Annotated in this window: 24 protein-coding genes and 1 pseudogene; 15 read left to right on the top strand and 10 right to left on the bottom strand. The window is 67.4% G+C overall.

From position 1 onward, the window contains the following. Positions 1-289: 289 nt before the first annotated feature. From AC1D1G_RS05775 to AC1D1G_RS05760, 4 genes are all read left to right on the top strand, one after another. Positions 290-2,512 carry a thiamine pyrophosphate-dependent enzyme gene (locus AC1D1G_RS05775; protein WP_477951478.1) on the top strand — a complete coding sequence of 741 codons (2,223 nt, stop codon included), beginning with the start codon at positions 290-292 and terminating at the stop codon, positions 2,510-2,512. 127 nt (positions 2,513-2,639) lie between these two features. Next, positions 2,640-3,173 (top strand): gluconokinase, encoded by a 534-nt coding sequence (locus AC1D1G_RS05770; RefSeq protein WP_477951477.1) that lies wholly within the window; start codon positions 2,640-2,642, stop codon positions 3,171-3,173. Next, positions 3,170-3,943 carry an SDR family oxidoreductase gene (locus AC1D1G_RS05765; protein ID WP_477951476.1) on the top strand — a complete coding sequence of 258 codons (774 nt, stop codon included), beginning with the start codon at positions 3,170-3,172 and terminating at the stop codon, positions 3,941-3,943. Before AC1D1G_RS05770 ends, AC1D1G_RS05765 begins: the two co-directional genes overlap by 4 nt. A gap of 28 nt (positions 3,944-3,971) precedes the next feature. After that, complete coding sequence (locus AC1D1G_RS05760; RefSeq protein WP_477951475.1) at positions 3,972-4,898, top strand: D-isomer specific 2-hydroxyacid dehydrogenase family protein; 927 nt, start codon at positions 3,972-3,974, stop codon at positions 4,896-4,898. On the opposite strand, the gene nac is transcribed toward AC1D1G_RS05760, so the two are convergent. After that, positions 4,892-5,809 carry a nitrogen assimilation transcriptional regulator NAC gene (gene nac / locus AC1D1G_RS05755; RefSeq protein ID WP_005254585.1) on the bottom strand — a complete coding sequence of 306 codons (918 nt, stop codon included), beginning with the start codon at positions 5,807-5,809 and terminating at the stop codon, positions 4,892-4,894. The two genes, AC1D1G_RS05760 and nac, sit on opposite strands and share 7 nt — an antisense overlap. Before the next feature lie 270 nt (positions 5,810-6,079). On the opposite strand from nac, the gene AC1D1G_RS05750 reads away from it, so the two are divergent. From AC1D1G_RS05750 to AC1D1G_RS05715, 8 genes are all read left to right on the top strand, one after another. After that, positions 6,080-6,898, top strand: coding sequence for a LamB/YcsF family protein (locus tag AC1D1G_RS05750; RefSeq protein ID WP_317569408.1), 819 nt, complete (start codon positions 6,080-6,082; stop codon positions 6,896-6,898). Continuing rightward, a complete protein-coding gene (locus tag AC1D1G_RS05745) occupies positions 6,886-7,608 on the top strand; it encodes a 5-oxoprolinase subunit B family protein (RefSeq protein ID WP_477951474.1) in 723 nt (240 codons plus the stop codon). Before AC1D1G_RS05750 ends, AC1D1G_RS05745 begins: the two co-directional genes overlap by 13 nt. Then, positions 7,601-8,644 (top strand): 5-oxoprolinase subunit C family protein, encoded by a 1,044-nt coding sequence (locus AC1D1G_RS05740; RefSeq protein ID WP_317569409.1) that lies wholly within the window; start codon positions 7,601-7,603, stop codon positions 8,642-8,644. The genes AC1D1G_RS05745 and AC1D1G_RS05740 overlap by 8 nt, the downstream gene beginning before the upstream one ends. Next, entirely contained in the window at positions 8,641-9,990 is a 1,350-nt protein-coding gene (locus tag AC1D1G_RS05735) for an MFS transporter (protein ID WP_477951473.1), read from the top strand. The genes AC1D1G_RS05740 and AC1D1G_RS05735 overlap by 4 nt, the downstream gene beginning before the upstream one ends. A gap of 92 nt (positions 9,991-10,082) precedes the next feature. Continuing rightward, positions 10,083-10,850, top strand: a complete 768-nt coding sequence (locus AC1D1G_RS05730; protein WP_005567627.1) for an SDR family oxidoreductase — start codon at positions 10,083-10,085, stop codon at positions 10,848-10,850. Then, entirely contained in the window at positions 10,847-11,911 is a 1,065-nt protein-coding gene (locus AC1D1G_RS05725; protein ID WP_477951472.1) for an L-idonate 5-dehydrogenase, read from the top strand. Before AC1D1G_RS05730 ends, AC1D1G_RS05725 begins: the two co-directional genes overlap by 4 nt. Before the next feature lie 138 nt (positions 11,912-12,049). Continuing rightward, positions 12,050-13,258: an aspartate transaminase gene (locus AC1D1G_RS05720; protein WP_477951471.1), complete on the top strand. Its 1,209-nt coding sequence runs from the start codon at positions 12,050-12,052 to the stop codon at positions 13,256-13,258. A gap of 34 nt (positions 13,259-13,292) precedes the next feature. Continuing rightward, positions 13,293-13,964, top strand: coding sequence for a 4-carboxy-4-hydroxy-2-oxoadipate aldolase/oxaloacetate decarboxylase (locus AC1D1G_RS05715; RefSeq protein ID WP_477951470.1), 672 nt, complete (start codon positions 13,293-13,295; stop codon positions 13,962-13,964). A 419-nt stretch (positions 13,965-14,383) separates the two neighbouring features. On the opposite strand, the gene AC1D1G_RS05710 is transcribed toward AC1D1G_RS05715, so the two are convergent. The 6 genes from AC1D1G_RS05710 to AC1D1G_RS05685 form a co-directional block, all read right to left on the bottom strand. After that, complete coding sequence (locus AC1D1G_RS05710; RefSeq protein WP_280779528.1) at positions 14,384-14,710, bottom strand: hypothetical protein; 327 nt, start codon at positions 14,708-14,710, stop codon at positions 14,384-14,386. Positions 14,711-14,931: 221 nt separating this feature from the next. Next, positions 14,932-15,297, bottom strand: a complete 366-nt coding sequence (locus tag AC1D1G_RS05705; RefSeq protein WP_283351034.1) for a TSUP family transporter — start codon at positions 15,295-15,297, stop codon at positions 14,932-14,934. Next, positions 15,294-16,502 carry an MBL fold metallo-hydrolase gene (locus AC1D1G_RS05700; protein ID WP_477951469.1) on the bottom strand — a complete coding sequence of 403 codons (1,209 nt, stop codon included), beginning with the start codon at positions 16,500-16,502 and terminating at the stop codon, positions 15,294-15,296. The genes AC1D1G_RS05705 and AC1D1G_RS05700 overlap by 4 nt, the downstream gene beginning before the upstream one ends. A gap of 142 nt (positions 16,503-16,644) precedes the next feature. Next, the gene (locus AC1D1G_RS05695) at positions 16,645-16,962 is read right to left on the bottom strand and encodes a WhiB family transcriptional regulator (RefSeq protein WP_477951468.1); all 318 of its coding nucleotides are present in this window, start codon (positions 16,960-16,962) and stop codon (positions 16,645-16,647) included. Between the two features lie 139 nt (positions 16,963-17,101). Continuing rightward, positions 17,102-18,406 (bottom strand): metal-dependent hydrolase family protein, encoded by a 1,305-nt coding sequence (locus tag AC1D1G_RS05690; RefSeq protein ID WP_477951467.1) that lies wholly within the window; start codon positions 18,404-18,406, stop codon positions 17,102-17,104. 27 nt (positions 18,407-18,433) lie between these two features. Continuing rightward, a complete protein-coding gene (locus AC1D1G_RS05685; RefSeq protein ID WP_477951466.1) occupies positions 18,434-20,095 on the bottom strand; it encodes a bifunctional fumarylacetoacetate hydrolase/alpha/beta hydrolase family protein in 1,662 nt (553 codons plus the stop codon). Positions 20,096-20,264: 169 nt separating this feature from the next. Here AC1D1G_RS05685 and AC1D1G_RS05680 point away from each other — a divergent pair, with 169 nt between their 5' ends. Further along, complete coding sequence (locus tag AC1D1G_RS05680) at positions 20,265-20,936, top strand: FadR/GntR family transcriptional regulator (protein ID WP_283333126.1); 672 nt, start codon at positions 20,265-20,267, stop codon at positions 20,934-20,936. Here the strand turns inward: AC1D1G_RS05680 and AC1D1G_RS05675 are convergent. Further along, positions 20,933-21,751 (bottom strand): nucleotidyl transferase AbiEii/AbiGii toxin family protein, encoded by an 819-nt coding sequence (locus tag AC1D1G_RS05675; protein ID WP_477951465.1) that lies wholly within the window; start codon positions 21,749-21,751, stop codon positions 20,933-20,935. The genes AC1D1G_RS05680 and AC1D1G_RS05675 overlap by 4 nt on opposite strands. Beyond that, positions 21,748-22,395 carry a type IV toxin-antitoxin system AbiEi family antitoxin domain-containing protein gene (locus AC1D1G_RS05670; protein WP_283333123.1) on the bottom strand — a complete coding sequence of 216 codons (648 nt, stop codon included), beginning with the start codon at positions 22,393-22,395 and terminating at the stop codon, positions 21,748-21,750. Before AC1D1G_RS05670 ends, AC1D1G_RS05675 begins: the two co-directional genes overlap by 4 nt. Positions 22,396-22,603: 208 nt before the next feature. On the opposite strand from AC1D1G_RS05670, the gene AC1D1G_RS05665 reads away from it, so the two are divergent. Together AC1D1G_RS05665 and AC1D1G_RS05660 are read left to right on the top strand one after the other, a co-directional pair. Further along, a complete protein-coding gene (locus AC1D1G_RS05665) occupies positions 22,604-22,813 on the top strand; it encodes a hypothetical protein (protein ID WP_283333122.1) in 210 nt (69 codons plus the stop codon). A 429-nt stretch (positions 22,814-23,242) separates the two neighbouring features. Then, positions 23,243-23,533 (top strand): MerR family transcriptional regulator, encoded by a 291-nt coding sequence (locus tag AC1D1G_RS05660; RefSeq protein WP_477951464.1) that lies wholly within the window; start codon positions 23,243-23,245, stop codon positions 23,531-23,533. Positions 23,534-23,662: 129 nt separating this feature from the next. Here AC1D1G_RS05660 and AC1D1G_RS05655 read toward each other — a convergent pair. After that, a pseudogene (locus AC1D1G_RS05655) lies at positions 23,663-24,001 on the bottom strand (class I SAM-dependent methyltransferase); the annotation flags it as partial. Positions 24,002-24,009 lie beyond the last annotated feature (8 nt).

The raw sequence follows: 24,009 nt of genomic DNA, 5'->3' as shown, positions 1-24,009 counted from the left end.
CAGCGGGGGAATTGTTCATGATCACAGCGGCCTCTCGAATGTGCAGTCGGTCTGCGGAGTCGGACCCAGACATGTTGCCATCCTGTCACTCCACACCGGTGTCGCCGAACGTCATGTGATCGAACACCGGAGCCGGAGGCGAAGCGCCCGCCGGGACAGATGTGACCCCAGTAYTCGTCATGGTGACGGTCACGGCCCGGCGTGAGGAACAGTCGACCTTACGGTGAGGGATCGAGACTCTGATCCTGCGACTCTTGCCCGCTGGTCGGCGCCACAGGATGATCTAGGAATGGCCGAACAGATCGACGACTACTTCACCTCTGTCGTGTCGGGGCTGGTTCCCGGGGAGAGCCGCCCCGGCGTCGGTCCGGAGGATCCGGTCCAGCCGCCGTCCCCGTTGTCGGTGCAGGGCGCTCTGGACCTCTTCGACGCCCAGGTCGGCAGCAGGCATCTCGATCTGGCGGCCCGCTGGTTGCGGTCGCGGGGGAAGGGTTTCTACACGATCGGCTCGTCCGGGCACGAGGGCAACGCCGCAGTCGCGGCCGCGCTGCGACCCACCGATCCCGCTCTGCTGCACTACCGTTCCGGTGCTTTCTTCCTGGCGCGGGCGCAGCAGGTGGACGGCAGTGATCCGCTGCGCGACGTCCTCCTCGGACTCGTGGCGGCGACGGAGGAACCGATCTCGGGTGGTAGGCACAAGGTGTTCGGCCGTCACGACCTCAACATCATTCCCCAAACCTCCACCATCGCTTCGCATCTCCCACGCGCTGTCGGTGTCGCCTTCTCCATCGCCCGGTCGGAGAAGGTGCATGTGCCCTCACCGTGGCCGGCCGACGCGGTCGCCGTCTGCAGCTTCGGGGATGCGTCGGCGAACCATTCCACCGCCGTCGGTGCCATCAATACCGCGGTGCACGCCGCCTACCAGGGGTTGCCGTTGCCACTGCTGCTGGTGTGCGAGGACAACGGGATCGGGATCAGCACCAGGACTCCGAAGGGGTGGATCGCCGCGAACTTCGGTGACCGGGCGGGCCTCGAGTACTTCGAGGCGGACGGCTCCGACCTGCCGGCGGCATACGCGACGGCGAGAGATGCCGCCGACTGGGTCCGCAGGCACCGGAAGCCCGCGTTTCTGCACCTGCGTACTGTCCGGTTGATGGGTCATGCCGGCTCCGATGTCGAGGCCGCGTACCGGCCATCTGCGGAGATCACCGCAGACTTCGACCGGGATCCGGTGCTGTGCACCGCGAAACTGCTGATCGAGCGCGGCCGCCTGAGCCCCACCGACATCCTCGACCGCTACGAGAACAAGCGCGCCGAGGTCCTCGAACTGGCCGAGCAGGTCGGCGAACTACCTCAACTGGACAGTCCCGCGGCGGTGATGAAGCCACTCACCGACAGTGCCGAGCAGGCCGCCGCGGCCGCGCCGGAGCGCGTCGACCCGGACCGTCGCGCGCAGTTCGTCGGGTCCCCGCTTCCCGAGGAGGAAGGTCCGCTCACTGTCGCTCTCGCGATCAACCGCGCACTGCTCGACGTGCTGGCCCGCTACCCCGAGTCGCTGGTGTTCGGTGAGGACGTCGCCCGCAAGGGCGGGGTGTACGGGGTGACCCGGGGTCTGATGAAGAAGGCCGGGTCCGCGCGGGTGTTCGACACGCTCCTCGACGAGCAGGCGATCCTGGGACTCGCGCTGGGAGCGGGGGTGTCTGGACTGCTGCCGATCCCGGAGATCCAGTACCTGGCCTACCTGCACAATGCCGCCGACCAGATCCGCGGGGAGGGCGCGACGTTGCAGTTCTTCTCCGACCGCCARTACCGCAAYCCGATGGTGGTGCGGGTTGCCGGGTACGGGTATCAGAAGGGGTTCGGYGGGCATTTCCACAACGACAACGCCGTCGCCGCGCTGCGYGACATCCCCGGAATCGTGGTGGCCTCCCCGGCGCGCCCCGACGACGCCGCGGCCATGATGCACACGTGCGCGGCGGCCGCGCGGACCGCGGGCGCTTTGTGTGTGTATCTGGAACCSATTGCGCTGTACCACACCAGAGATTTGCACGAGAACGGTGACGAKCRGTGGCTGGCMSCGTATCCGGATCCGGCRAAGCGGACCGAGAACCATGTGCCGATCGGCTCYGCCCGCACGTACGGTGACGGCACSGACCTGACGATCGTCACGTTCGGCAACGGTGTGTACATGAGTCTGCGGGTCGCGCGCCGTCTCGAACGGGCGAACATCGCCGCGCGTGTGGTGGACATGCGGTGGCTCGCACCGCTGCCCGTGCACGACATCGTCCGGGAGGCGAACGCCGCCGGCCGGGTGCTGATCGTCGACGAGACCCGCAAGTCGGGGGGAGTGTCGGAAGGTGTGGTGACGGCGTTGATCGACGACGGCTTCACCGGGCCGCTGGCACGCGTCACGAGCGACGACAGTTTCATCCCCCTCGGTGACGCCGCCCTCGAGGTCCTGCTCTCCGAGGAGACCATCGAGGCCGCGGCGGTCAAACTCGTGAGCCGGTAACATCCGCATCCCTCGCGCTTCGCTATGACGGCAACGTCAACCGGTATCCCCTCCGCCATTGCCAAGCCGTTGTCCGGTCGGGCATGTTCGAACTGCATCTCTCCACACCGGCGGACAGGAACATTTCATGAGTGGCGATCAGCGACCCCACATCGTGGTGATGGGGGTGACCGGCTGCGGGAAGACGACAGTCGCGCAGCAACTTTCCGAACTGACCGGCCACCGGTTCCTCGACGCCGACGATCTGCATCCGCCGTCGAACGTCGAGAAGATGGCCGCCGGTATCCCGCTGACCGACGACGACAGGGCACCGTGGCTCGCAGTCGTCCGTGACCGGCTGCAGGCGCTGTCCGATCAGGGACGCCGTGGCGTGGTGGCGTGCTCGGCGTTACGGCGGAGCTATCGCGACATCCTCCGCGACGTCTCCGACCCGGTGTTGTTCGTCCACCTCACGGGCGAGCGGGAGGTCATCCACGGCCGGATGCACGCGCGGAGCGGGCACTTCATGCCGCCTGCCCTGCTCGATTCCCAGTTCGCGCTCCTCGAGCCGCTCGACGCCGACGAGTTCGGCGTGGTCCTGGACGTCGATCCGGCGCCGGATGCGATCGCACGGGCCGCCGTCGAATATCTGCACGAAGAACGAAAGGTTGTCACACAGTGAGTTCGCACGGGAGTTTCGATGTGACGGGCAAGATCGCGCTCGTCACGGGATCGAGCCGGGGAATCGGCCTCGCGCTCGCCAACGGACTCGCCGAGGCGGGCGCGGAGGTCGTGCTCAACGGCCGCGACGCCGACGCCCTCGCACGCAGCCGCGACGAGATCGTCGACGCCACCGGTGCGACAGTCCACACCTGCGCGTTCGACGTCACCGCTCCCGAGGAGGTCGCGGCCGCCGCGCAGCGGGTCGAGAACGAGATCGGTCCCGTCGAGATCGTCGTGAACAACACCGGCGTCCAGCACCGCAGCCCACTGCTCGAGTTCGGCGACGACGACTTCCGTCGCGTGCTCGACACCAACCTGAGCAGCGCCTTCTTCGTCGGCCGCGAGTTCGCGCGGGCGATGGTCCGGCGCGGGCACGGAAAGATCGTCAACATCTGTTCCGTCCAGAGTGAACTCGGCCGGGCGGGCATCGCCCCGTACGCCGCGAGCAAGGGCGGGCTGAAGATGCTCACACGCGGAATGTGCGCCGACTGGGCACCATTGGGACTGCAGACCAATGCCATCGCGCCCGGCTACTTCGACACCCAGCTCACCGAGGCGCTCGTGAACGATGCCGACTTCAGTGCGTGGCTGACCACACGCACGCCCGCCGGGCGGTGGGGCCGCCCCGAGGAACTCGTGGGCGCACTGCTCTTTCTCTCGTCGCCGGCGTCGGACTTCGTCAACGGCCAGATCCTGTACGTCGACGGCGGCCTCACCGCCGTAGTGTGATCCCACCCGACCGACTCGAAAGACCACGATGCCGAACACTGCAACGCCTCGTATCCACCTCGGACCGCACCCGGACGCCGCCCTGATGCGCGGGATCGAGCGGGGCGGAGGCGTACTCGCCCCGCTCGACGACGCCGAAGCCGTGGTGTGGGCGCAGGGCCCCGACACGTTCCCGGCGCAGTTGCCGGACTCGGTGCGCTGGGTACAACTCCCCTCGGCGGGTGTGGAACCGTGGATCTCCGCGGGGATCGTCGACACCGAGCGGACCTGGACGTCCGCGGCCGGCGCCTACGCCGGCAACGTCGCGGAACACGGAGTTCTGCTGCTCCTGGCCGGTGTCCGTGCCCTCACCGAGCAGGTGCGCGCGACCTCCTGGCGCAAGGCCGAATTCGACCCGCAGGTGGGCACGCTGCGCGGGGCGACGGTCGCCATCGTCGGGTGCGGCGGCATCGGTCGCGCGATGATCCCGCTGCTCGACGCGTTCGGGGCGCGAGTGCTCGCCGTGACTCGTTCGGGAACCCCGGTCCCGGGTGCAGTCGAGACGCTGTCGTCCGATCGGACGCCGGAAATCTGGTCCAGAGCAGACCATTTCGTCATCGCCGCACCGGCGACGGCGGCGACCGCGCACATCGTCGACAAGGACGCACTCGCGCAGATGAAATCGACGGCGTGGATCGTCAACGTCGCACGCGGCTCCCTCATCGACACCGCGGGGCTCGTCGACGCGCTGAAATCCGGATCGATCGGCGGGGCCGCCCTCGACGTCACCGATCCCGAACCACTTCCCGACGGACATCCGCTCTGGACCCTGCCGAATGCCATCATCACGCCGCACGTCGCGAATCCGGCGACGGGGCTGACGCGGCTGCTTGCCGATCACGTCGCGTCCAACGTCGAACGGCCTGCTGCCGGAGCGCCTTTGATGGCACCGATCGACGCGAGCCGGGGTTACTGAATGCCTCGGTCGGCTTCCGAACTGGTCCGGATGTAGTTGGCGACGACACTGCGCAACACCTCGCGCACGGCCTCGGCAGGTCCCGAGAGCGGCTGATTGGCGGGTGTTCCGAGGGAGACCTGGACTTCGATGGTCGGTTCGATGCGGCGGAGTTCCAGGTTCTCCACGTTCATGATGCGGCGGGCCACGGAGAACGGTAATACCGTGGCGCCCAAACCATTTCGTACCGCCTGCGCCATCAGGGTCACCGATTCCACCTCCCCGACCACCCGTGCGTGCTCGAAGGCGTGTTCGTAGGCCTGCTCCACCACCTTGCGGATGGTGTGCATCGGGCCCGGCAGCAGCAGCGGCAGGTCGACGAGATCCTTGATGGCGACGGCCGTCCCGGTGTCACCGGGCAGACCGGTGCCTGCCGGCGCGACGACCATCAGCTCCTCGGTGAGGAGACGCTCGAAGTTGACGCCCTTGATCGGCCCGGCGTCGTAGAGCAGCGCCATGTCCATGCGGCCGGTCATCATGGCCTCGCTCAGCACGCCGCCGAAGTTCTCGTTGATGTGCAGAAGGATGCTCGGGTACCGCGACCGCACCGCGGTGAGCAGCGGCAACGCGATGGAACTCACCGTGCTGTACGGCGCGAGCCCCACGGAGACGCCGCCCGCCAGTTCTCGACCGACGACGCTCACCTCGGCTTGAGCGCTCTCCACCTGCCGCAGGATCACCTGCGCGTGCCGGTACAGCGCGCGCCCCGCATCGGTGGGTTCCACGCCCTGCTTGCTGCGGATCAGCAGCTGCTGACCGAAGTGGGTCTCCAGCGCCGTCATCTGCTGGCTCAGTGCCGGCTGGGCGATGTGCAGAATGTCGGCCGCCCGCGTGATGCTTCCGGCGTCGACGATGCGGACGAATGAGAACAAGCGTCGGGTATCCACGAGCGATCTGCCTTTCTGACGATGCGGCGACGCAAGCACGCCGCGGTTTCGACAAGGTTGCCGGGCGGAAACACCGCCGTAGCCAAATGCGAGGCCCTGTTCTTCCGGTTTTGCATCGCCGCTGTTCAAACACCATAGACGTTCGTTATCGCCTCACGTAAAACAGGTATTAACCGCCCGAACCGGATCCTGCGTAGCGTCCGTTTACATCGAAAGTTCACAGGAACTGCACCAGCGGTTCCACTGCAGGTCCCCATGGGAGGCACCGTGACTGTCAAGATCGATCTCGTCGCCGACCTCGGCGAGAGCTTCGGCGCATGGACGATGGGCGACGACGACGCGCTGCTCGACGTGCTGACGTCCGCCAACGTCGCGTGCGGATTCCATGCCGGTGACCCCAGGACCATGGACGCCACGGTCCGAGGATGCGTCGCCCGCGGAATCGGCATCGGCGCGCACCCCAGCTTTCCCGACCTGGCAGGGTTCGGCCGGCGCGCGATGGACCTCACCGCAGACGAGGTCCGCACGGACGTTCTGTACCAACTCGGCGCGCTGCACGCCTTCGCGACCTCGCACGGCACGACGCTCTCGCACATCGCACCGCACGGTCGGTTGGGAAACCTCGTCGCCACGCGCGCGGACTACGCACGTGCCGTCGTCGACGCGGTGGAAGCGTTCGACCCGCGGCTGATCGTGCTCGCCCAGGACGGTGAACTCGCCGACCACGCCCGTGAGCGGGGGATTCGCGTCGCGATCGTCGCCATCGTCGACCGCGCGTACCGCTCGGACGGCACCCTGGTGCCGCGGTCCGAGCCCGGCGCCGTGATTCATGACCAGGACACTCTGGTGGCGCGCACGGTGCAGATGGTGACCGAGGGTGTCGTCGAGGCCGTCGACGGCACCCGCATCCCGATCGAGGCCGACACGGTGCTGCTGCACGGTGACGGCGCCGACGCCGTACGCAATGCGCGAGCGATCCGGGAGGCGCTCCTGCGGGCGGGCGTTGTCATCGCCCCGGTGACGGAGGTCCTCGCGGCCAAGGAAGAGAAGGAGTCCGCGTCGTGTCCGGCGTGACGTGCATCCGGCCGCACCGGGAGTTCGTCCTCTCGGATTGCGGAGACTCCGCGGTACGTCTGACGTCGCTGTCCGCGGATGCCGAGGAGCGTTGGCGGGTGGTCCACACGGTTGCCGCCGCGCTCGATGCACGCGGCGACGAGGTCGCGGTCACCGGCATCATTCCCACGTACGACGCATTGCTGGTCGAATTCGATTGTGGTGCAACCACCCACGACGCCATCCGTGCACACGTCGAACGGCTGATCGAGCTCCCCGCGGATGCCGCGGCGCGCGGCCCGCGGCAGTTCGAGATCCCCGTCGTCTACGGGGGAGAATTCGGCCCCGACCTCGACGGCGTGGCAGCACACCTCGCACTCTCACCAGCCGAGGTGATCCGACTGCACTGCGAAGGCCCACTGACCATGCGCTGCTTCGGTTCCCCGGGCGGCGCCCCGATGCTGGACGGTCCCGCGTTCCCGCGGCCCGTCCCACGCCGCACGATTCCGCGGCCACACGTACCGGCCGGCGCGGTCGCTGTCGCGGGCAGGCAGGCCGTCGTCTCCGCGCGTCCCGCGCCGGGAGGCTGGCCGGTGATCGGTCGAACCCCGCTGACCATCGTCGATCCGGCGACGGACCCACTGTCCGACTTCCGGCCCGGCGACACGTTCCTCTTCGTTCCGATCACCGCGGCCGAGTGGTCGATGTACGAGGGCGTCCGTCATGGCTGAATCGATCACCGTCACGACACCCGGGCTGACCTCGATCCAGGACCTCGGCCGGCTCCGAGCGTCGCGGTTCGGCCAGATGACCGGCGGAGCCTCGGACCAGTACAGCGCCGACGTGGCGAACGCACTGGTCGGGAGCCCGCGTACGGCACCCCTGCTCGAGATGGTCGCCATGGACTTCGGCGCCGTCGCGAGCATCGACCTGCTCGTCGCGGTGACCGGAGCGCCGGCGGAGGTGCAGGTCGGGGGTGTCGCCCGCCCGCAGTGGGAGCCGTTCGTGTGGACCGCGGGCGAAGAACTCACCGTCCGCGGAATCCGCGACGGTCTCAGGGTCTACCTCGCCGTGCACGGAACGATCGACGCGCCCTGCCTGCTCGGTAGTTGCGCCCCCGACTCGGTTCTCGGTTTCGGCCGGCAACTGACGGTCGGCGAGTCCGTCGCCATCGACGTCGACGGACCGCCGATCGACCACCCGCACTTCTTGATGCCGCTGTTCCGGCTCGGCGCCCGGCCCGCGGCCTTCACCGGATGCTGGACCATCGACGTGACCGATGGTCCCGACGCCCACGAATTCGGCTCGACCTCCGCCCGATTGTTCGACACCCCCTTCGTCATCGGCGACAACTCGAACCACATCGGCCTCCGCCTCACACCGGCCGATCCGGGCAGCCCCGTCCCCAAGCGGGACCGGCCGACGGAGGTGCTCTCCCGCGGCGTGCCGATCGGTGCGGTCGAGGTTCCCGCCGGCGACGAGATCCTCGTTCTGCATCGTGGACGAGGGGTGACCGCCGGATACCCGGTGCTCGCGGTCGTGACCGCCACCGCTCTGTCCCAGCTCGGCCAGGCACGCCCCGGCCAGGAGGTCCGGTTCAGGAAGGTGACCGTCCCCGACGCCGTGGACGCGTACCGCACGCAACGACGCTCGATCGATCTCCTCCGCTCCCGCGTGGCCAACGCGTTCGCCAGTCTTCGGATCCCCCTTCACACAGAAACGACATCCGCCCAGCACAGCTCGGTACCCCAGATGGAGTCAGCATGACCAACGCGATCTCACCCGACACGGCCGGGCACACGTCCGAACACGAGGTGCAACCCCGCCAGCTCCGCAAAGTCGTTCTCGCAGGCTGCGTGGGCATCTTCGTCGAGCTCTACGACAACGGCATCTTCGCCTTCATGGCGACCGCCCTGGCCATCGTCTTCTTCGACGTCTCCAAGTCGAGTGACGCGCTGATGCTCGTCTTCGCCGGCTACGCGATCTCGTTCTTCGTCCGACCTCTCGGCGCGGTCGTCTGCGGCATCCTGGGCGACCGGATCGGCAGGCAGAAGATGCTCGTCTTCGTCATCATGCTGATCAGCGTCGCCACCGCGGGAATCGGCATTCTCCCGACCTACGCCGCGATCGGCGTCGCCGCACCCGCATTGTTGATCCTCCTGCGCATTCTGCAGGGCTTCTCCGTGGGCGGTGAGGCGGCGGGCGCCATGACGTTCCTCGCCGAGCACTCGCCGGAGGGCAAGCGCGGACTGATCACCAGCTACGCACAGATCGCGTCCTTCCTGGCCCTGCTCACGGGCACGCTCGTGGCGTTCGCGATGTCACCGTGGCTCAACGAGGCCGCCATCAACGGCGGCGGACCGGCCAGCTGGGCGTGGCGTGTGCCGTTCCTCGTCGCGATCCCGATGGGCATCATCGGCTGGTACATCCGCCGGGCCATCAGCGACACCCCGAACTTCGAGAAGCTCAAGGCGGAAGGCGGACTGTCCCGCAACCCACTGAAGGAAGCGTTCGCCACCCCCGAGCACCGCAAGGCGATGCTGCTCGCGCTGTTCATCCCGCTGATGAACGGCTCCGGCTACTACGTGCTCTTCTCCTACATGCCGACGTTCCTGAAGGGCGACAACATCGGCTTCTCGACCGGCACCGCCCTGCTCGTGACCGCGGCGAGTCTCGTGGCGATCTGCATCGCCATCCCGTTCATGGGTGCTCTCTCCGACCGTGTCGGCCGCAAGAAGGTCATCGCCGGCGCGGCGATCGCGATGGCCATCGGCGCCATCCCCTGTTACGCCCTGATCGCGACCGGCAACTTCGTGCTCGCAGTGGTGGGCGCATGCATCATGGCGGTGATCTTCGCCGGTCACACCGCCGTCATCCACATCCTCATCGTGGAGCTCTTCCCCACCCGGGTGCGGTACTCGGCGTACGGGCTGGGCTACAACATCTCCTCCGCGGTCTTCGGCGGCACGGCGCCCCTGCTCATGACCTGGCTGATTCCTCAGTTCGGAATCTACATTCCCGCGGTCTATGCCGTCGTCACCGCGGTGGGCACCCTCATCGCTGTCAGCACCATCACCGACCGGGCGCACGTGCCACTCCGCGACACGCTCTGATGGATCCAGACTCGGCCCGGTGGTCTCCTGACCACTCGAAGACCACCGGGCTGTACCAACTTTCACCACCACCAGCAAGGCAAGGGAGCGTTATGCCATTCAACGACTACCGGACGGCACTGGTCACCGGCGCCAACACCGGAATGGGTGCCGCGGTCACCGAGATCCTGACCAAGCGCGGACTGACCGTCTACGGTGTGGCCCGCAACAAGGAACGGCTCGACGAGGTCGCGGACAAGACGGGAATGATCCCGCTCGCCGTCGACATCACGGACATCGACGCACTGAGCGCCGCCGTCGAGGGGCTCGAGATCGACGTGCTGATCAACAACGCGGGAGTGTCGGCCACCGGCAACATCCTGGACGCCTCCGCGGATTCGGTCGACGCCATGGTGGACGTCAATCTCCGTGCGGTGCTGCACCTGTGCCGCCTGCTGATGCCGGGAATGGTCGAGCGGGACCTCGGCCACATCGTCAACATCAGCTCCATCGCCGGCCTGTACAACTTCTACGGCCACACCGCCTACCACGCCACGAAGGCTGCGGTGCACCAGATCTCGCGACAGCTGCGCAACGACACCATCGGTAAGCGCATCCGCGTGACGGAGATCTGCCCGGGCAGAGTCGAAACCGAGATCTTCGGACGCAACCTGGGCGGGTCGCCGGAGGCGATGAAGGAGGCGTGGGAGACGTACTACGAAGGCTTCGAATCCATCACGACCAAGGACATCGCCGACACCATCGAGTTCGCGATCGACGCCCCGGGCCACGTCAATCTCGGCCTGATCGAAATCATGCCCACATTCCAGGTACCGGGTGGACTCGACTTCATCCGGCGCAACGATCGAGACCCGAGGTGAACACCGCACAGCGAGAGTCCGGCATCCCGCTTCCGGCCGAAACCCTCGGGGTGGTGGCGCACGCCGCGGGAGACCTGCGCATCGAATCGGTGCCGCTGCGCCGGCCCGAACCGTCCGAGACGGTCGTCGAAATCGCCTACGGCGGGATCTGCGGATCCGACCTGCACTACTGGACGCACGGGGCGGCGGGTGAGTCGATTCTGAAGGCACCGATGCTGCTGGGCCACGAAGTGGTGGGAACGGTGGTGCAGGCCGCGGCGGACGGCAGCGGCCCCGCAGCGGGTGAACGAGTCGCCGTGCATCCCGCCACCCCCGGCGGTCGCGGCGCCAGGTTCCCCGCCGATCGCCCGAATCTCTCGCCGGGATGCACGTATCTCGGCAGTGCGGCGCAATTCCCCCACACCGAAGGGGCATTTGCGAAGTACGCAGTTCTGCCCTCGCGCATGCTGCGGCCGCTGCCGCCGGACCTTCCACTGCGCACCGCTGCCGTCGCAGAACCCGCCGCCGTCGCGTGGCATGCCGTGGCCCGCGCCGGCGACGTGTCGGGGAAGAGCGCACTCGTCGTGGGATGCGGACCCATCGGCGCCCTCGTGGTGGCGGTCCTGCGCCGGGCCGGTGCGCGCGAGATCACCGCAGTCGACGTGCACGAGTATCCCCTCACTGTTGCACGGGCGCTCGGCGCCGACCGGACCCTCGACGCCACCGACTCCGGGAGCATCGCGGCCGTCGACGCCGATGTCGTCGTCGAATGCTCCGGTAACCGCTTCGGGCTCGAATCGGCCATTCGCGGCGCGACGCGCGGCGGCCGAGTCGTCATGCTCGGACTGCTCCCCACCGGTCTTCAGCCCGCGCCGCTCTCGCTCGTCATCACGCGGGAACTCGAACTCGTCGGATCCTTCCGATTCAACGACGAGATCGATTCGGTGCTCGCCGCTCTGGCGGACGGCAGCCTGAACGTCGAACCGGTGATCAGTCACGAGTTCGGCATCGAGGCCGGCCTCGAGGCGTTCGCCGTCGCGAAGGACGCGTCCACGTCCGCGAAGGTGTTGCTGGCGTTCTGATTCAGTCATGCCCAACGGCTATCACCCGACAAGTAATCGGTCTTGTACAGGCGTGATGTGCCCCCGATAACCTGGGTGTGAAGGTTCCGCCCGAGTTCCCGGCCTCTTTCGTTCCCACGCCCTCTACCAGGAGGAACAATGTCCACCTTCGTCCCTGCAGCACGAGTCGATCAGATGCGTGAGTCACCGAGTGTGGCAGCTGCGCAACGGGTTCGCGAGCTCCGGGCGTCGGGGCGGGAGATCCTCGACCTGACGGTCGGAGAACCCGATTTCGACACACCGGACCACATCAAGGCGGCAGCCGTCGCGGCGATGAAATCCGGTCTCACCAAGTACACCCCCGTCAACGGTATCCCCGCACTGCGGGACGCGATCGCGAAGCGGATGCTCGCCCGGACCGGGGTCGAGTTCGCGGACAACGAGATCACCGTCGGCGGAGGTGCCAAGCAGGTCATCTTCCTGGCGCTGATGGCGACGGTGGAGGAGGGCACCGAGGTGATCGTGCCCGCGCCGTACTGGGTGTCGTACCCCGACATGGTGACCGTCCACGGCGGAACACCCGTCGTCGTCGACTGCCCGGAATCCGACCGGTTCCTGCTCACCGCCGAGAAGCTCGCCGCCGCCATCACTCCCGCGACGAAATGGGTGATCCTCAACGCACCGTCGAATCCGACCGGTGCGGTGTACAGCGAGCAGGAACTGGCGGAACTGGCAGCGGTACTCGACCGGAACCCGCACGTGAACGTCCTCTGTGACGAGATCTACGACGAGATCGTCTTCACCGACTCACCCGTTCCGAACCTGTTGTCGGCCGCGCCGCACCTCCGCGATCGGATCCTGGTGACCAACGGTGTGTCGAAGGCCTACGCGATGACCGGCTGGCGTCTGGGGTACGGCGTCGGGAACAAGGGCCTGATCGCAGCGATCAACAAGCTGCAGTCGCAGAGTTCCTCCTGCCCGTCGTCGATCAGTCAGGCCGCCGCGGCCGAGGCGCTCACCGGCGATCAGAGTTTCGTCACCACGTCCGTTGCGAGCTATCGCGCGCGGCGGGACGTCATCTTCGAATTGTTCTCCCGTATCGAGGGTTTGGAACCTGTGCTGCCGCAGGGCGCGTTCTATCTGTTCGTCGGATGCGCGGGCCTCGTGGGCAAGCGGACTCCCGACGGCACGCTGCTCGAGAACGATCAGGACGTGGTGCTCTTCCTCCTCGACCACGCGTCGGTGGCCACCATCCAGGGCTCCGCGTACGGCGCCCAGGCGTATTTCCGCGTCTCGTTCGCCACGTCCGAGGACGTTCTGCGGAACGCGGCCGCCGCGGTCGAGAAGGCCGTCGCGTCGCTCAGCTGATCCCACCCGCTCTTACCCGACCAACGGAGACATCATGGTTCACGTCACTACCAAGATCGACCGCGCCGACAAGACCGCGATCGACCGACTGGGCGCCTTCTCGGCCGCCACCATCCACGAAGCCCAGGGGCGCAAGGGTGCACTGGATTCGGGGATCAAGCCCATCGACCGCGACATGTCGTTCTGCGGAACGGCCTTCACGGTCGTCTGCCATCCGCGCGACAACATCATGCTCCAGGTCGCCATCAGCTACGCGCAACCCGGCGACGTGCTCGTCGTGTCCTCCGGCGACCAGCCCGCAGGACAGTTCGGCGACGTGCTGGCCAATGCGTGCGTGGCCCGGGGCATCACCGCTCTGGTCACGGACGGCGGGGTGCGGGACAGCCGGGAGATCCGCGAACTCGGGTTCCCCGTCTTCTCCAAGCACGTGTGCATCGAGGGAACGGTGAAGGAATCCCTCGGTCCCGTCAACCAGCCGTTGGTGTTCGGCGGCCAGATCATCTATCCCGGCGACGTGATCAAGGGTGACTGCGACGGAGTGGTCGTGGTCCGCCGCGACGAGGTCCAGTTCGCCATCGACGCCTCCCGTGACCGCGACGCCGCCGAAGCCGCCTACATCGAGCGCTACAAGAAGGGTGAAACCCCGATCCAGGTCAGCAATCTCGCCCAGGTGCTCGAGGCGAAGGGCCTCACCGTCGACCAGTGAGCCGGCCACTCCCTGCCGGAGATGTCCATCGGAGTTCCTCACGGCCGCGCCGGCGCCACCATCCGCGGGGTCGTGCTCGTCGCACTCGATGCGATGCGGCACAGCCACGGAGGAGGTCTGCCGCGTGGTGGCGGCGTCCGACACCAGCGGAGGATGCAACCGGGCGGGCGGGCTCGACATTCCGAAACTCGAGGCGTGGGTCGCGGCGGGTGGAACCCTCCCGACATACGCGGCCGGGGCACGCGACGTGGACGCGTCAGGCGTTTACAGACGCGACGGTCGACGACAGCGAGCGTGCGCGGTGGCTGCGCTGGGACACGTCGCCCGGGTTACAGGTGCGATCGCGCATCCCTTCGATGAAGCGGGTGGTGCGGGTCGGTCCGGGTGGCGACCGGAAATGCCGCGGCTACGTCCGCGGTTCAAAGCTGGGCCAGCATGGGGAACAGGGCGATCGCGGAGACGGTGATCCCCGCGACGCCGGCAACGACGCCCAGTAGGGCACGCAAAGATGCCGCCTCGTCGTCCGCGACCGTGGACCGCGACGTAGCGACGGCACCGCAGACCACCGCGCCCACTCCCAGAAGGAAGCCGAGTCCGACCACCCAGAACGACGCAACGGACAGCGCCGCCAAGGTGATCGACACGGCGGGCAACCGCGAACCACGCTGCTTACGTTTCTCGTTGCCGTCGACGGAGGAGCACATGCTGTGGTCGGCAAGCGGCCTGCGGGGGATGGCGGCGGTCATGATCCTCCTTCTAACGGTTGACGATTCGGGTCGCCGGACACATGTCGGCTGCACAGGGCTGGAAGCGTCTTCGGGACTGACTGTTCGGTCCGAGAACGTAGTCAGTGTTGTCGAGCCCGCTTCGGCGAGTCGATGGTCGCGACTCGGTCGAGGGTCTTCAGCTTGTGACGTAGACCCACTAAAATTTAGCACTCACGTCAGGTGAGTGCTAGTTCTTTTTGCTAAGCAATTTTGCCTCTCGCGCCCCTGATCGACCCGGCGAACCTGACCCCGACGACGAGGGCAAGCCACGACGCCGGGACCGCAGCGACCAGCACGGCGCCGGGTAGGACGCCGAGGATCGCCGCCGCGGTCAGCATCCGGTATCGGCGCCAGTCCACGTCGCGGCGCACGACACCGAAGATCAGCGCGGCCGAACAGATGCTGCAGATGTTGACCAGCAGCACCCCCGCTGCGGGGCCGAGGAGCAGCGTGAGCAGCGGGGCGGACACGAGCGCGAGACCGGTACCGCTGAGCCGCTGCAGGACGGCGCCGATCATCACCGTTGCGGCGACCGCCGCCCCGAGCAGGAGCACGGTATCGATCAACTGGTGCGTTCTCCGACGCCGATCTCCATCAGGTCCTCGCCGACGATCAGGTCGCCGGAGAAGCCGGCGGCCGCGGCCTGCCACCGTTCGGTCGGGTTGTTTCCCGGCGCGAGATGCGAGAGGACCAGTGTTTTCACCCCCGCCTCCTCGGCGACCGGGCCGACCTGCTCGATCGTGGTGTGCGAGTGCAGGAGGTGTTCGATGAACCCCTCTTCTTCCGGGCTGTACGGCGGTTCGCCGTAGAGGGCTTTGACCCAGTCGGCGTCGATCACCTCGTGGACGAGGATGTCGGCACCGGTGGCCAGGGTGATCAGGTTGGGGTTGGGCGCGGTGTCGCCGGAGAAGACGATGGATCCGTCGGCGGTGTCGAAGCGGAACGCGAAGGCCGGGTAGACGGCGCCGTGATCGACCAGGGTGGCGGTCACCTTGACGCGGTCGTCCTCCATGACCAGGAACGGGTCCATCACCGGGAACTGGTTGTCATTGGCTCGGGCCGCGACGGCGGAGGGAATCGGGATGTCGTGGGTGCGAATGAGCTTGTCGAGACCGGGTTTACCGGAGTCACGGAGCCGGTCGTTGATGTCGGTGGCGAATGCCTGGGTGAGGTAGTTGGTCATGTCCACCGTGCCCGGTGTCGGGTTCTCGGGGTTGACCACCGGGACGTCGGTGGTGCCGGAGATCGGGGGCAGCGCACCCCGGTCACCGGGCCCGTAGACCTCGACCGGCGCCGACCCGGGAAGTCCCTGGTACCAGCCGGAGAGCACGATGTTGAAGTAGTCCATGGTGTGGTCGGAGTGCAGGTGCGTGAGGAAGACGCTGCGCAGGCCTTCGTAGCCGTGGAAGTCGCCCTCCTTGCCGAGGTTGGCCCGCCGGAGTTGGTGTGCGACGCCCATTCCGCAGTCGACCAGGTAGATCGCGCCGTCGACGACGACGGCGGTGGCGATGCCGTGGCGGGTCTGGTCGCCGCTGTTGTGGGGGGCGATCCAGGTCATCGGGCCACCGGCGGTGCCGAGCAGGGCCAGGCGGGTGCGGTGCGCGCGTGCGTTGTCGACGTAAGCAAAGCTTCCGGTGCTCGCCGCGGAGGTGGTGGTGTCGGCGGCGGAGCAACCGGCCAACGCGGTCGCGGTCCCGAGTGCCATGACACCGGTGAGCAGTCCGCGGCGGGAGAGCGAATGTTGGTGAGCCTCATGGATGAGGTTGCACATCGAAGGGTCCTTCGCTGAAATTCGGCACGGCAGGCATCGGCAGGATGTGCGTGAGGCAGCATTGCCGGAGCGGTCCGTGGGGAGTGGGTGTCGACGTGGGTGCGGCCGCCGGCGGCGCAGGTGCGCCGACCGCGTGGGGGATTCAGGAAGCGAGCGGTGCGGGCCGGGCGGTGGTGGGGGTCTTCGTTCCGGCGCGTTCGCGTTCGGTCATTCCGCCCCATACCCCGTGCGGTTCGGGGGTGTTCAGGGCATGGGCGAGGCAGTGCGGCCGCACCGGGCAGTCGCCGCAGATCTTCTTGGCCGCGTACTCGCGGCGGATCCGTGGTCCGGCGGTTTCGCCGTCGGGGGCGAGGAAGGTGGCCGACCCGGTGGTGCGGCATCGGGCGTGGAGTTGCCAGTCCCAGAATTCGGTGACGGCGATGAGCTTGGCCTGCTGCCGCGAGAGCAGAGTCGACGGCACGGTGATTCTCCTCGGGGCCACGGTGACGGTCCGCCTCCGGGCAAAAGGGGGATCGGCGAACGTGGTTGTCCGTGGCCGGCCGGCGGGGTGGGTGCGCCACGCTCCCCACCCTCACCGGCCGGTGACGGTCAGCGAATTCCTATGCGGGGATGGGGGTTCCCCGGTGGGTTTCGCTGAGCTCGGCCGGGCGCGCGGACTGTCCGGAGCCCGGATCCTTGTGGAAGACACCGTTCTTCATGATGCCGACGATCTTGGACTGGTCCTGCAGGATGGTGATGTCCTCGAGGGGGTCACCGTCGATCAGGATCATGTCCGCGTAGAACCCGGCCTTGACCTGACCGAGGTCGTCGGGCATCCGCATGATCTGCCCGCCGAGGGCGGTGGCGGCGAGCAGGGTGTCCTTCGGGGAGAACTCGAGCAGTTCGACGAAGTGCTGCAGGTCGCGGGCATAGGTGCCGTGCGGGGTCCACGCGAAGCCGTAGTCGCCGCCGGGCAGCACCCGGATGCCGCGTTCCTTCATCTTCTTCAGCGCCTCGATCGCGCAGTCGAGTTCGTGCTGGTATCCGGCAGCTTCGGCGGCTTCGGGGGGATACCCGAACGCTTCGGCGTCGTGCAGGGTGGCGACCAGCCAGTTCAGCCCGGGTGCGACGAAGATGCGGTCCTTCTGCTCTTCGAGCATGTCCAGACCTTCCTCGTCGGTGAAGGAGGCGTGGTAGATGATGTCGACGCCGTTGCGCAGCGACATCTTCACGCTCTCCCCGGACCTGGCGTGTGAACACACCCGCAGTCCGCGGCGGTGCGCCTCGGCGACCGCGGCGAGGGTTTCCTCGTCCGAGAAGTAGTTGTCCTCGGCGTGCTGGTTGCCGGTGATTTCCTCGCCGGACATGCTCAGCTTCACCAGGTCCGCACCCAGGTCGACGTTCCGCCGGACGGCCTTGCGCATCTCCTCGGGACCGTCGGCGAAGGCGGTGATGCCCTTGACCAGGGCGCCGCCGGTGACCGCGATCTCCTGACAGTTCGCCAGGTAGCGGGGGCCGGGGATCTGGCCGGCGTTGATGGCGTTGCGGATGACCACATCCAGTCGCGGCTTGGCGGCCGCGGCACCGACACACATGGTGTAGCCGGAATCGATGTAGGTCTGCGCCGAGCGGGCACACAGCAGGGTGTGCTCTTCGACGCCCATCGTCCCGAGGCCGGGCAAGTCGGCGGAGTTGACCCAGGAGAAGTGGGTGTGAGCATCACACAGACCCGACATCAGGAACTTGCCCTGGCCGTCGATGACCCTCGCGCCTTCGCGAGGCAGATCTCCGGTGCCCTTGCGGACCTCGGCAATGCGTTCGCCTTCGACCAGCACTTCACCCTCGTACGGGTCGGAACCGGTGGAGTCGAAGATCCGAACGTTGGTGAAAAGGATGGACTGATCGGGGGTGTTGGCTGACGTCATTGTCGCCACTCCTTTCGTGGGAGAAGCTCAGGGCTTGGTCAGGAATTCCTGGAGCCGGTTGGTGACAGCACTGGGATCTTCGAGGGAGTGCCAGTGGCCCACCCCGTCGAGCACGTGCTTCTGGGCGTTGGGGTAGATCGAGAGCAGTTCGTCGTTGACCGCGACCGGGCTGACCTTGTCCTCGTCGCCGGTGAGCAGCAGAATCGGGACGTCGATCGAGGAGAAGTCGGGTTCGACGGCGGCGGCGAGGGCCTCGCAGGCGCTTGCGTAGCCCTCGGGGTTCTGGCCGAGCAGCAGTTCGCGGACCAGGGCCACCGACGACGGGCGGGTGCTGTGCGTTTCCTGCGACAGCGCCGCTGCGACGATGGTGTCGGCGACGGCGGACATGCCGCCTTCGCGGACGGTGCGGGCGCGGGCGCGGGTGGCGGTTTTGGCTGCCTCCGGCTGAGCGCGGACCGCGCCGAGGAGCGCGACCTTGCTGACACGCTGCGGGTACTTGGCGGCAAAGGTGTTCGCGACCAGGGTGCCCATCGAGTGCGCGACCAGGGCGGTCTGCTCGATGCCCTCGGCGTCGAGCAACTCGCGCAACTCCTCGACCCAGTTGTCGATGCTCGCGGGACCGGCGAACGGGGAGCGGCCGTGACCGGACAGGTCGTAGCGCAGCACGGTGTGGGTTTCGGCGAGCGTCGCGACCTGCGGCTCGTACACGGTGGTCGCACCGCCGAGGCCGTGGATCAGCACGACCGCGGGTCCGCTGCCGGTCTTCTCGACGAACAGCTCGCTGGTGCCGACCGGGGTGAGGTGGTCCACCGGGGCCGGAATGCCGATGCTGTTGCGCAGCTCGCCGAGGCCGGGTGCGGAGACGATCACCTCGTCGCCCTCGACCAGGTACTTCGGCGGGTCGAAGCCGATACCGACACCGACCGGGGTGCCGGTGGCGATCACGTCACCGGGTTCGAGGGTGATGCCGGCCGAGAGGGATTCGATGATGGTGGGCACGTCGAAGATGAGCTGGGCGGTGTTGGTGTCCTGCCGGAGCTCGCCGTTGACCCGGGTCTGCAGCTGCAGGTCGTTGATGTCGATCTCGTCCGCGGTGACGGCCCAGGGGCCGAGCGGGCAGAACGTGTCGAGGGACTTGCCGATGAACCACTGCTTGTGGTCGCGCTGCAGGTCGCGGGCGGTGACGTCGTTGATGAGGGTGTAGCCCCACACGTAGTCCATCGCGTCGTCGCGGCTGACCTTGGAGGCGCGCTTGCCGATGATGATACCGATCTCGCCCTCGTAGTCCAGGGCCGAGGTGATGTCGGTGTGCGGGTCGACCGGGTCGCCGGAGGCGATGACCGTGGCGGCGGGCTTGGTGAAGACCACCGGGTACTGGGGCACGTGCTGGCCGTCCGCGGAGCCGGTCGCGTCGAACCCGCTCTTGGCGAACTCGGCGGCGTGCTCGGAGTAGTTCCGGCCGACGCAGAACACGTTGCGGTGCGGGGTGATGGGGGCGAGCAGCTTTCCGCCCTCGGCGGGGGTGCTGGTGCTCAGCCGGCCGAGTGCGGCCCGGCCGCCGGCGATGATCTCCTGCAGCTCGCGCACTGGGGCACCGGTGTCACCGAACTGCACGGGCAGTGCAGCTCCGTTCGCGTCCACAGCGCAGACGACCGCGCCGTTCTTACCTTGAATCCGCGCGAAGCGCATGAGACCTCCTGTAAAACCAATGTGAACCAAACCGGGTTGCGGTTCGTATTGGTTACGATAGGTAGAGAACGGTGTGATCGTCAACACTTGATTTTTCGCCGTGTTGGCGGAGAAGCTGTTGACCATGCCCCTATAATTGGTTCGAATTGGTTCGTCGAGAGGAGTTGTTGTGACCCTGGCTGTGGGACCTACAGCGGCTGCTCTGCGGCACATCGAAGCCGTCGTCGCCGAGCGGCAGTTGGGCCCGGGGGACAAGCTGCCGACCGAGCGGGAACTCGCCGCCGACGCCGGTGTCAGCCGTGCCGTGGTCCGGTCCGTCCTCGAGGACCTCGAACACCGGGGAACCGTGGTGCGTTACGTCGGCCGGGGCACGTTCCTCGCCCCGCGGGAATCCGTCGACCCGGAGACGGCGAACCATCCCAGCCCCAGCGAGATCATGAGCTCGCGGCTCATCCTCGAACCGGAACTGCTCCCACTCGCCGTGGCAGCAGCGACCCGTGACGACATCGAGGAAATGCGGCGCTGCCTGCGCGGCGGCGACGGCGCCCGATCCTCGGAAGAGTTCGAACGATGGGACACCGCGCTGCACCACAGCTTCGCGCTCGCCACCCACAACATCGTCCTGATCGGGGTCAGCCAGCTCCTCATCGACAGCCGTCAACAACCGATCTGGGGCGGGCTGAAGAAACGCACCTTCAACCCCGAACTGCACCGCGAATACTGCGGCGAGCACGAGGACATCGTCGACGCCATCGCCGACCGGGATCCGGACAGCGCCCGCACCGCGATGCGCGTGCATCTGCGGCACGTCCGCACGACCCTGCTGGGAGACAACGCCTAACCGCACCACACGGCGTCCAGGCAAGGTGTCATTTCTGTCCGTGGAGCGAAACCGTCGCATCCGAGAGTGTGGGGCCTATCCGAAATTCGGTGGATCTGATTCTGGTGCATCGGAGAGGCGTCGCCCGTGCGCGTGGGGTGGGGGAGGTGGTCAGGGGTGGGGTGTGAGGTGGTTCCATGCGGTGCGGACGGTGTGGAGGGCGTCGGTGGCGGTGATGGTGAGTCGGGTTTGGCTGGCGAGTTGCGTGTGCCATTCGTTGTCGCTGGGCGGGGGGTGAAGACGTAGGTGCCGGGGTTTTTCCCGGTCGGCCCGTGTTTGCGAAACAGTGCTGCGGTGTGGGGGTTGATGGCGCCGATGTTGGCCAGTGCCCACAGGTCCCAGAGGTCGCGGGCGGCGGCGCGGTCGCACCAGGTGGCGGTTTTGGAGGCGGCGAACGCGGGCAGGGTGGGCACGAGGAGCCGGGCGGGTGGGGCGTCGCTGTAGCGCTGGATGAGGGTGCGGGGTTCGGTGGGCCAGAGGGTGCGGTCGGTGGAGGCGAGGAGTTGGATTTTCACCGCGAGGCCACTGGTGGTGTGGAGGGTGGCGGCGTCCACGCTCGATCCGGCGCTGAGCGGGGGCGCCCATTCGAGGCGACCGTAGGCGCGTTGCAATGCTCTCGGGAGCGCCGCGTCGAGGTCGGCGGCCAGGGTACCGCGCCGTGGGTCGAGGGCGATGAGGTCGATGTCCTCACTCAATCTTCCATTGGGGAAGTGTGTTCGGGCGAGGGCGGTGCCGCCGAACAGGTCGGTGACACGGTCGCGTTCGTCGAGGTTCACGAGGCTGCCTGCACCCAGGTTTCGGCGCGGGTGAGGGCTGCGGTCAGTCCCTGCTCGGCGGCGAGGGTGTTAAGGCGTTCGCGGTCGCTGCGCTGATAGAGCGAGGTGACGGCGGCGGGGATTTCGTTTTCGGCGTCGCCGAGGGCCGGCCAGCGTGCCAGGTCGAGGACGGTCTGTTCCGGGGTGGTCACCAGTGCCGGCCCGAGGGGGGTATTGAGGCGTTCGGCGTCGAGTTCGGGGGTGTCGCGGCGGAGGAACCGGATGGTGGCGGTCCTGTCGGTGAGGGTGATGGTCCGGTGCCGGCGGGGGACGGCGACGACCGCGGTGGCCAACGCACGAGGGATCGCGTGGTGGAGGCGGGCGGCGCTGATGCCCATCACGATCGCGTGATCGGGTCCGTAGATCGCGGCGGCGATTCCGGCGGCGGTGGCTTCGAGGTTCGGGATCCAGGGTCGCCCGGCCTGTTCCGGGGGGATCACGATGTAGTAGCCGGGGGCGGCGCGGTGCAGGACGCCGCGTGTGACCAGGCGGGCGAGTTCWGGGCGGGGGTGGGCGTAGACGTCGGTGGCGTCTTGGGGGCGGAAGGTGCGCAAGGGCCGGCGGGCCAAGGCGGCGGGTACGGCGGTGCTGTGCGCGGGTGCCACGACCCCACCTCCTCTGCGTGTGCGTTTCGTAGGGTTAAAGCCCACGAAACGTCCAGTACGAAAGCAAAGGGGAGGGCACTCAGTGGGCGGCGCGTGCTCGGAGATACACGTCCCTTATCGCTGGCTCGTCGCGGCGATCGTGTCGGTGATCTGCCCGCGCTGCTCGGCGGTCAGGTCGCGGACCCGGGCGTCGGCGGCGATGCCGGGCATGACCATGACTCCGGCCGGCCGGTCTGTTCGTTGGGTTCGGGTGTCGGCACTGGGGTTCCTCTCGGTCGGCCGGCGGCTTGCCGACCACGTCACCTACGACCACCACGCGGCCAAGGCGCCCGCACACGGTGTCACCCCGGTGGCAGTCGGGGAGTCGCCGTTGGTCGTGATCCGTGCGGACGTCGAAAGTGGTGCCCGTCGACGTTGACGGGCGGAACCAGCGTGCCTCCCGGAGCGTGTGAAATCCCTGGTCAACCAACTCCAGAATTTCTATAGTGATGACTGTAGACATTGAGGGGACGCTGTTGTAGAGTTCCTCTCGTCGCAAGGTAAGAGTTCACGAGGTGCGGGAGAGAATGAACTGCCCGCAGAGAAGTACCGCAAGACCAGGATGTGCCGGGCAAGGGTTGATGTGAGTGTGTAAGGCCCCGGCACTTTCCGATCGGCGGCCGGGCAGCACTAAGGCCCGACAGCCGGAAGAAGTGCAGTGAATAAGGAAGTGAAACCCGCTCCGGCCCCCGGTGCCTCACGGCGCCGGGGGCCCTGTCCGTTGGAAAGGTGTCACCCCATTCMGGAAGATTCGCCCGACCGWRRCSCKGCCGGGAAGYTCGACGACGAGGACTACCCGGCCTACAGCATGGGTCACGCCGCCGAGATCCTCGGCGTGACRCAGGCATTCCTGCGCAGCCTCGACGCCGCGAAGCTGCTCACCCCCGGACGMTCRGASGGCGGCCAYCGCCGCTACTCCCGWTACCAGCTGCGTCTCGCCGCCCGAGCCCGCGAACTGATCGACCAGGGCACCGCRCTCGATTCCGCGTGCCGCATCATCATCCTCGAAGACCAACTCGCCGAGGCCCGACGTATCAATGCTGAACTCCAGCACCCCCACCGCCCCAAGTCGGACGGGCCCGGCCCCGTAATCAGCTGAAACACCGTCTGATGAATCAGACAGATCGATAGACGATTCGTTGTCGCCGGTTGTCGATCCCTATCCAGAAATACCAAGTAGGTGGCGCAGGGGGCCTGGCAGGCCCATTGGTCGACCCTCGCGGCGAATTCATTGGGCGCGTAGCTTGATCGGCGCGGTGACGTCGCGGGGAGCATTGTCCGACTTGACGGCACGCGCAAACGTGAACTGGCCCTCGACCTGCACGCGATACAGGTCGAAGCCAAATCCGGACAGGACATCTCGGAGTCGCGCCTCATCCGAACCGATGCTGGAGGTCGGCTCACAGAGCCACAGATGCCCCTCGACCGGGAGAATCCGGTGCGTTTCGCGGACGTAGTCGGCGTGGTTCTTGCCCATCAGTGCCAACGACAGGATCGCGATGTCGGCGGATGCGTCGTCGAGCGGGACGGCAGCGATATCGCAGACAGTCACACGGTGGTCGAACGCGACATGGT

Source organism: Rhodococcus sp. P3_B8, from assembly GCF_056402775.1.
The sequence above is the reverse complement of the archived record's forward strand: the minus strand, read 5'-3'. Positions and strand labels throughout refer to the sequence as shown.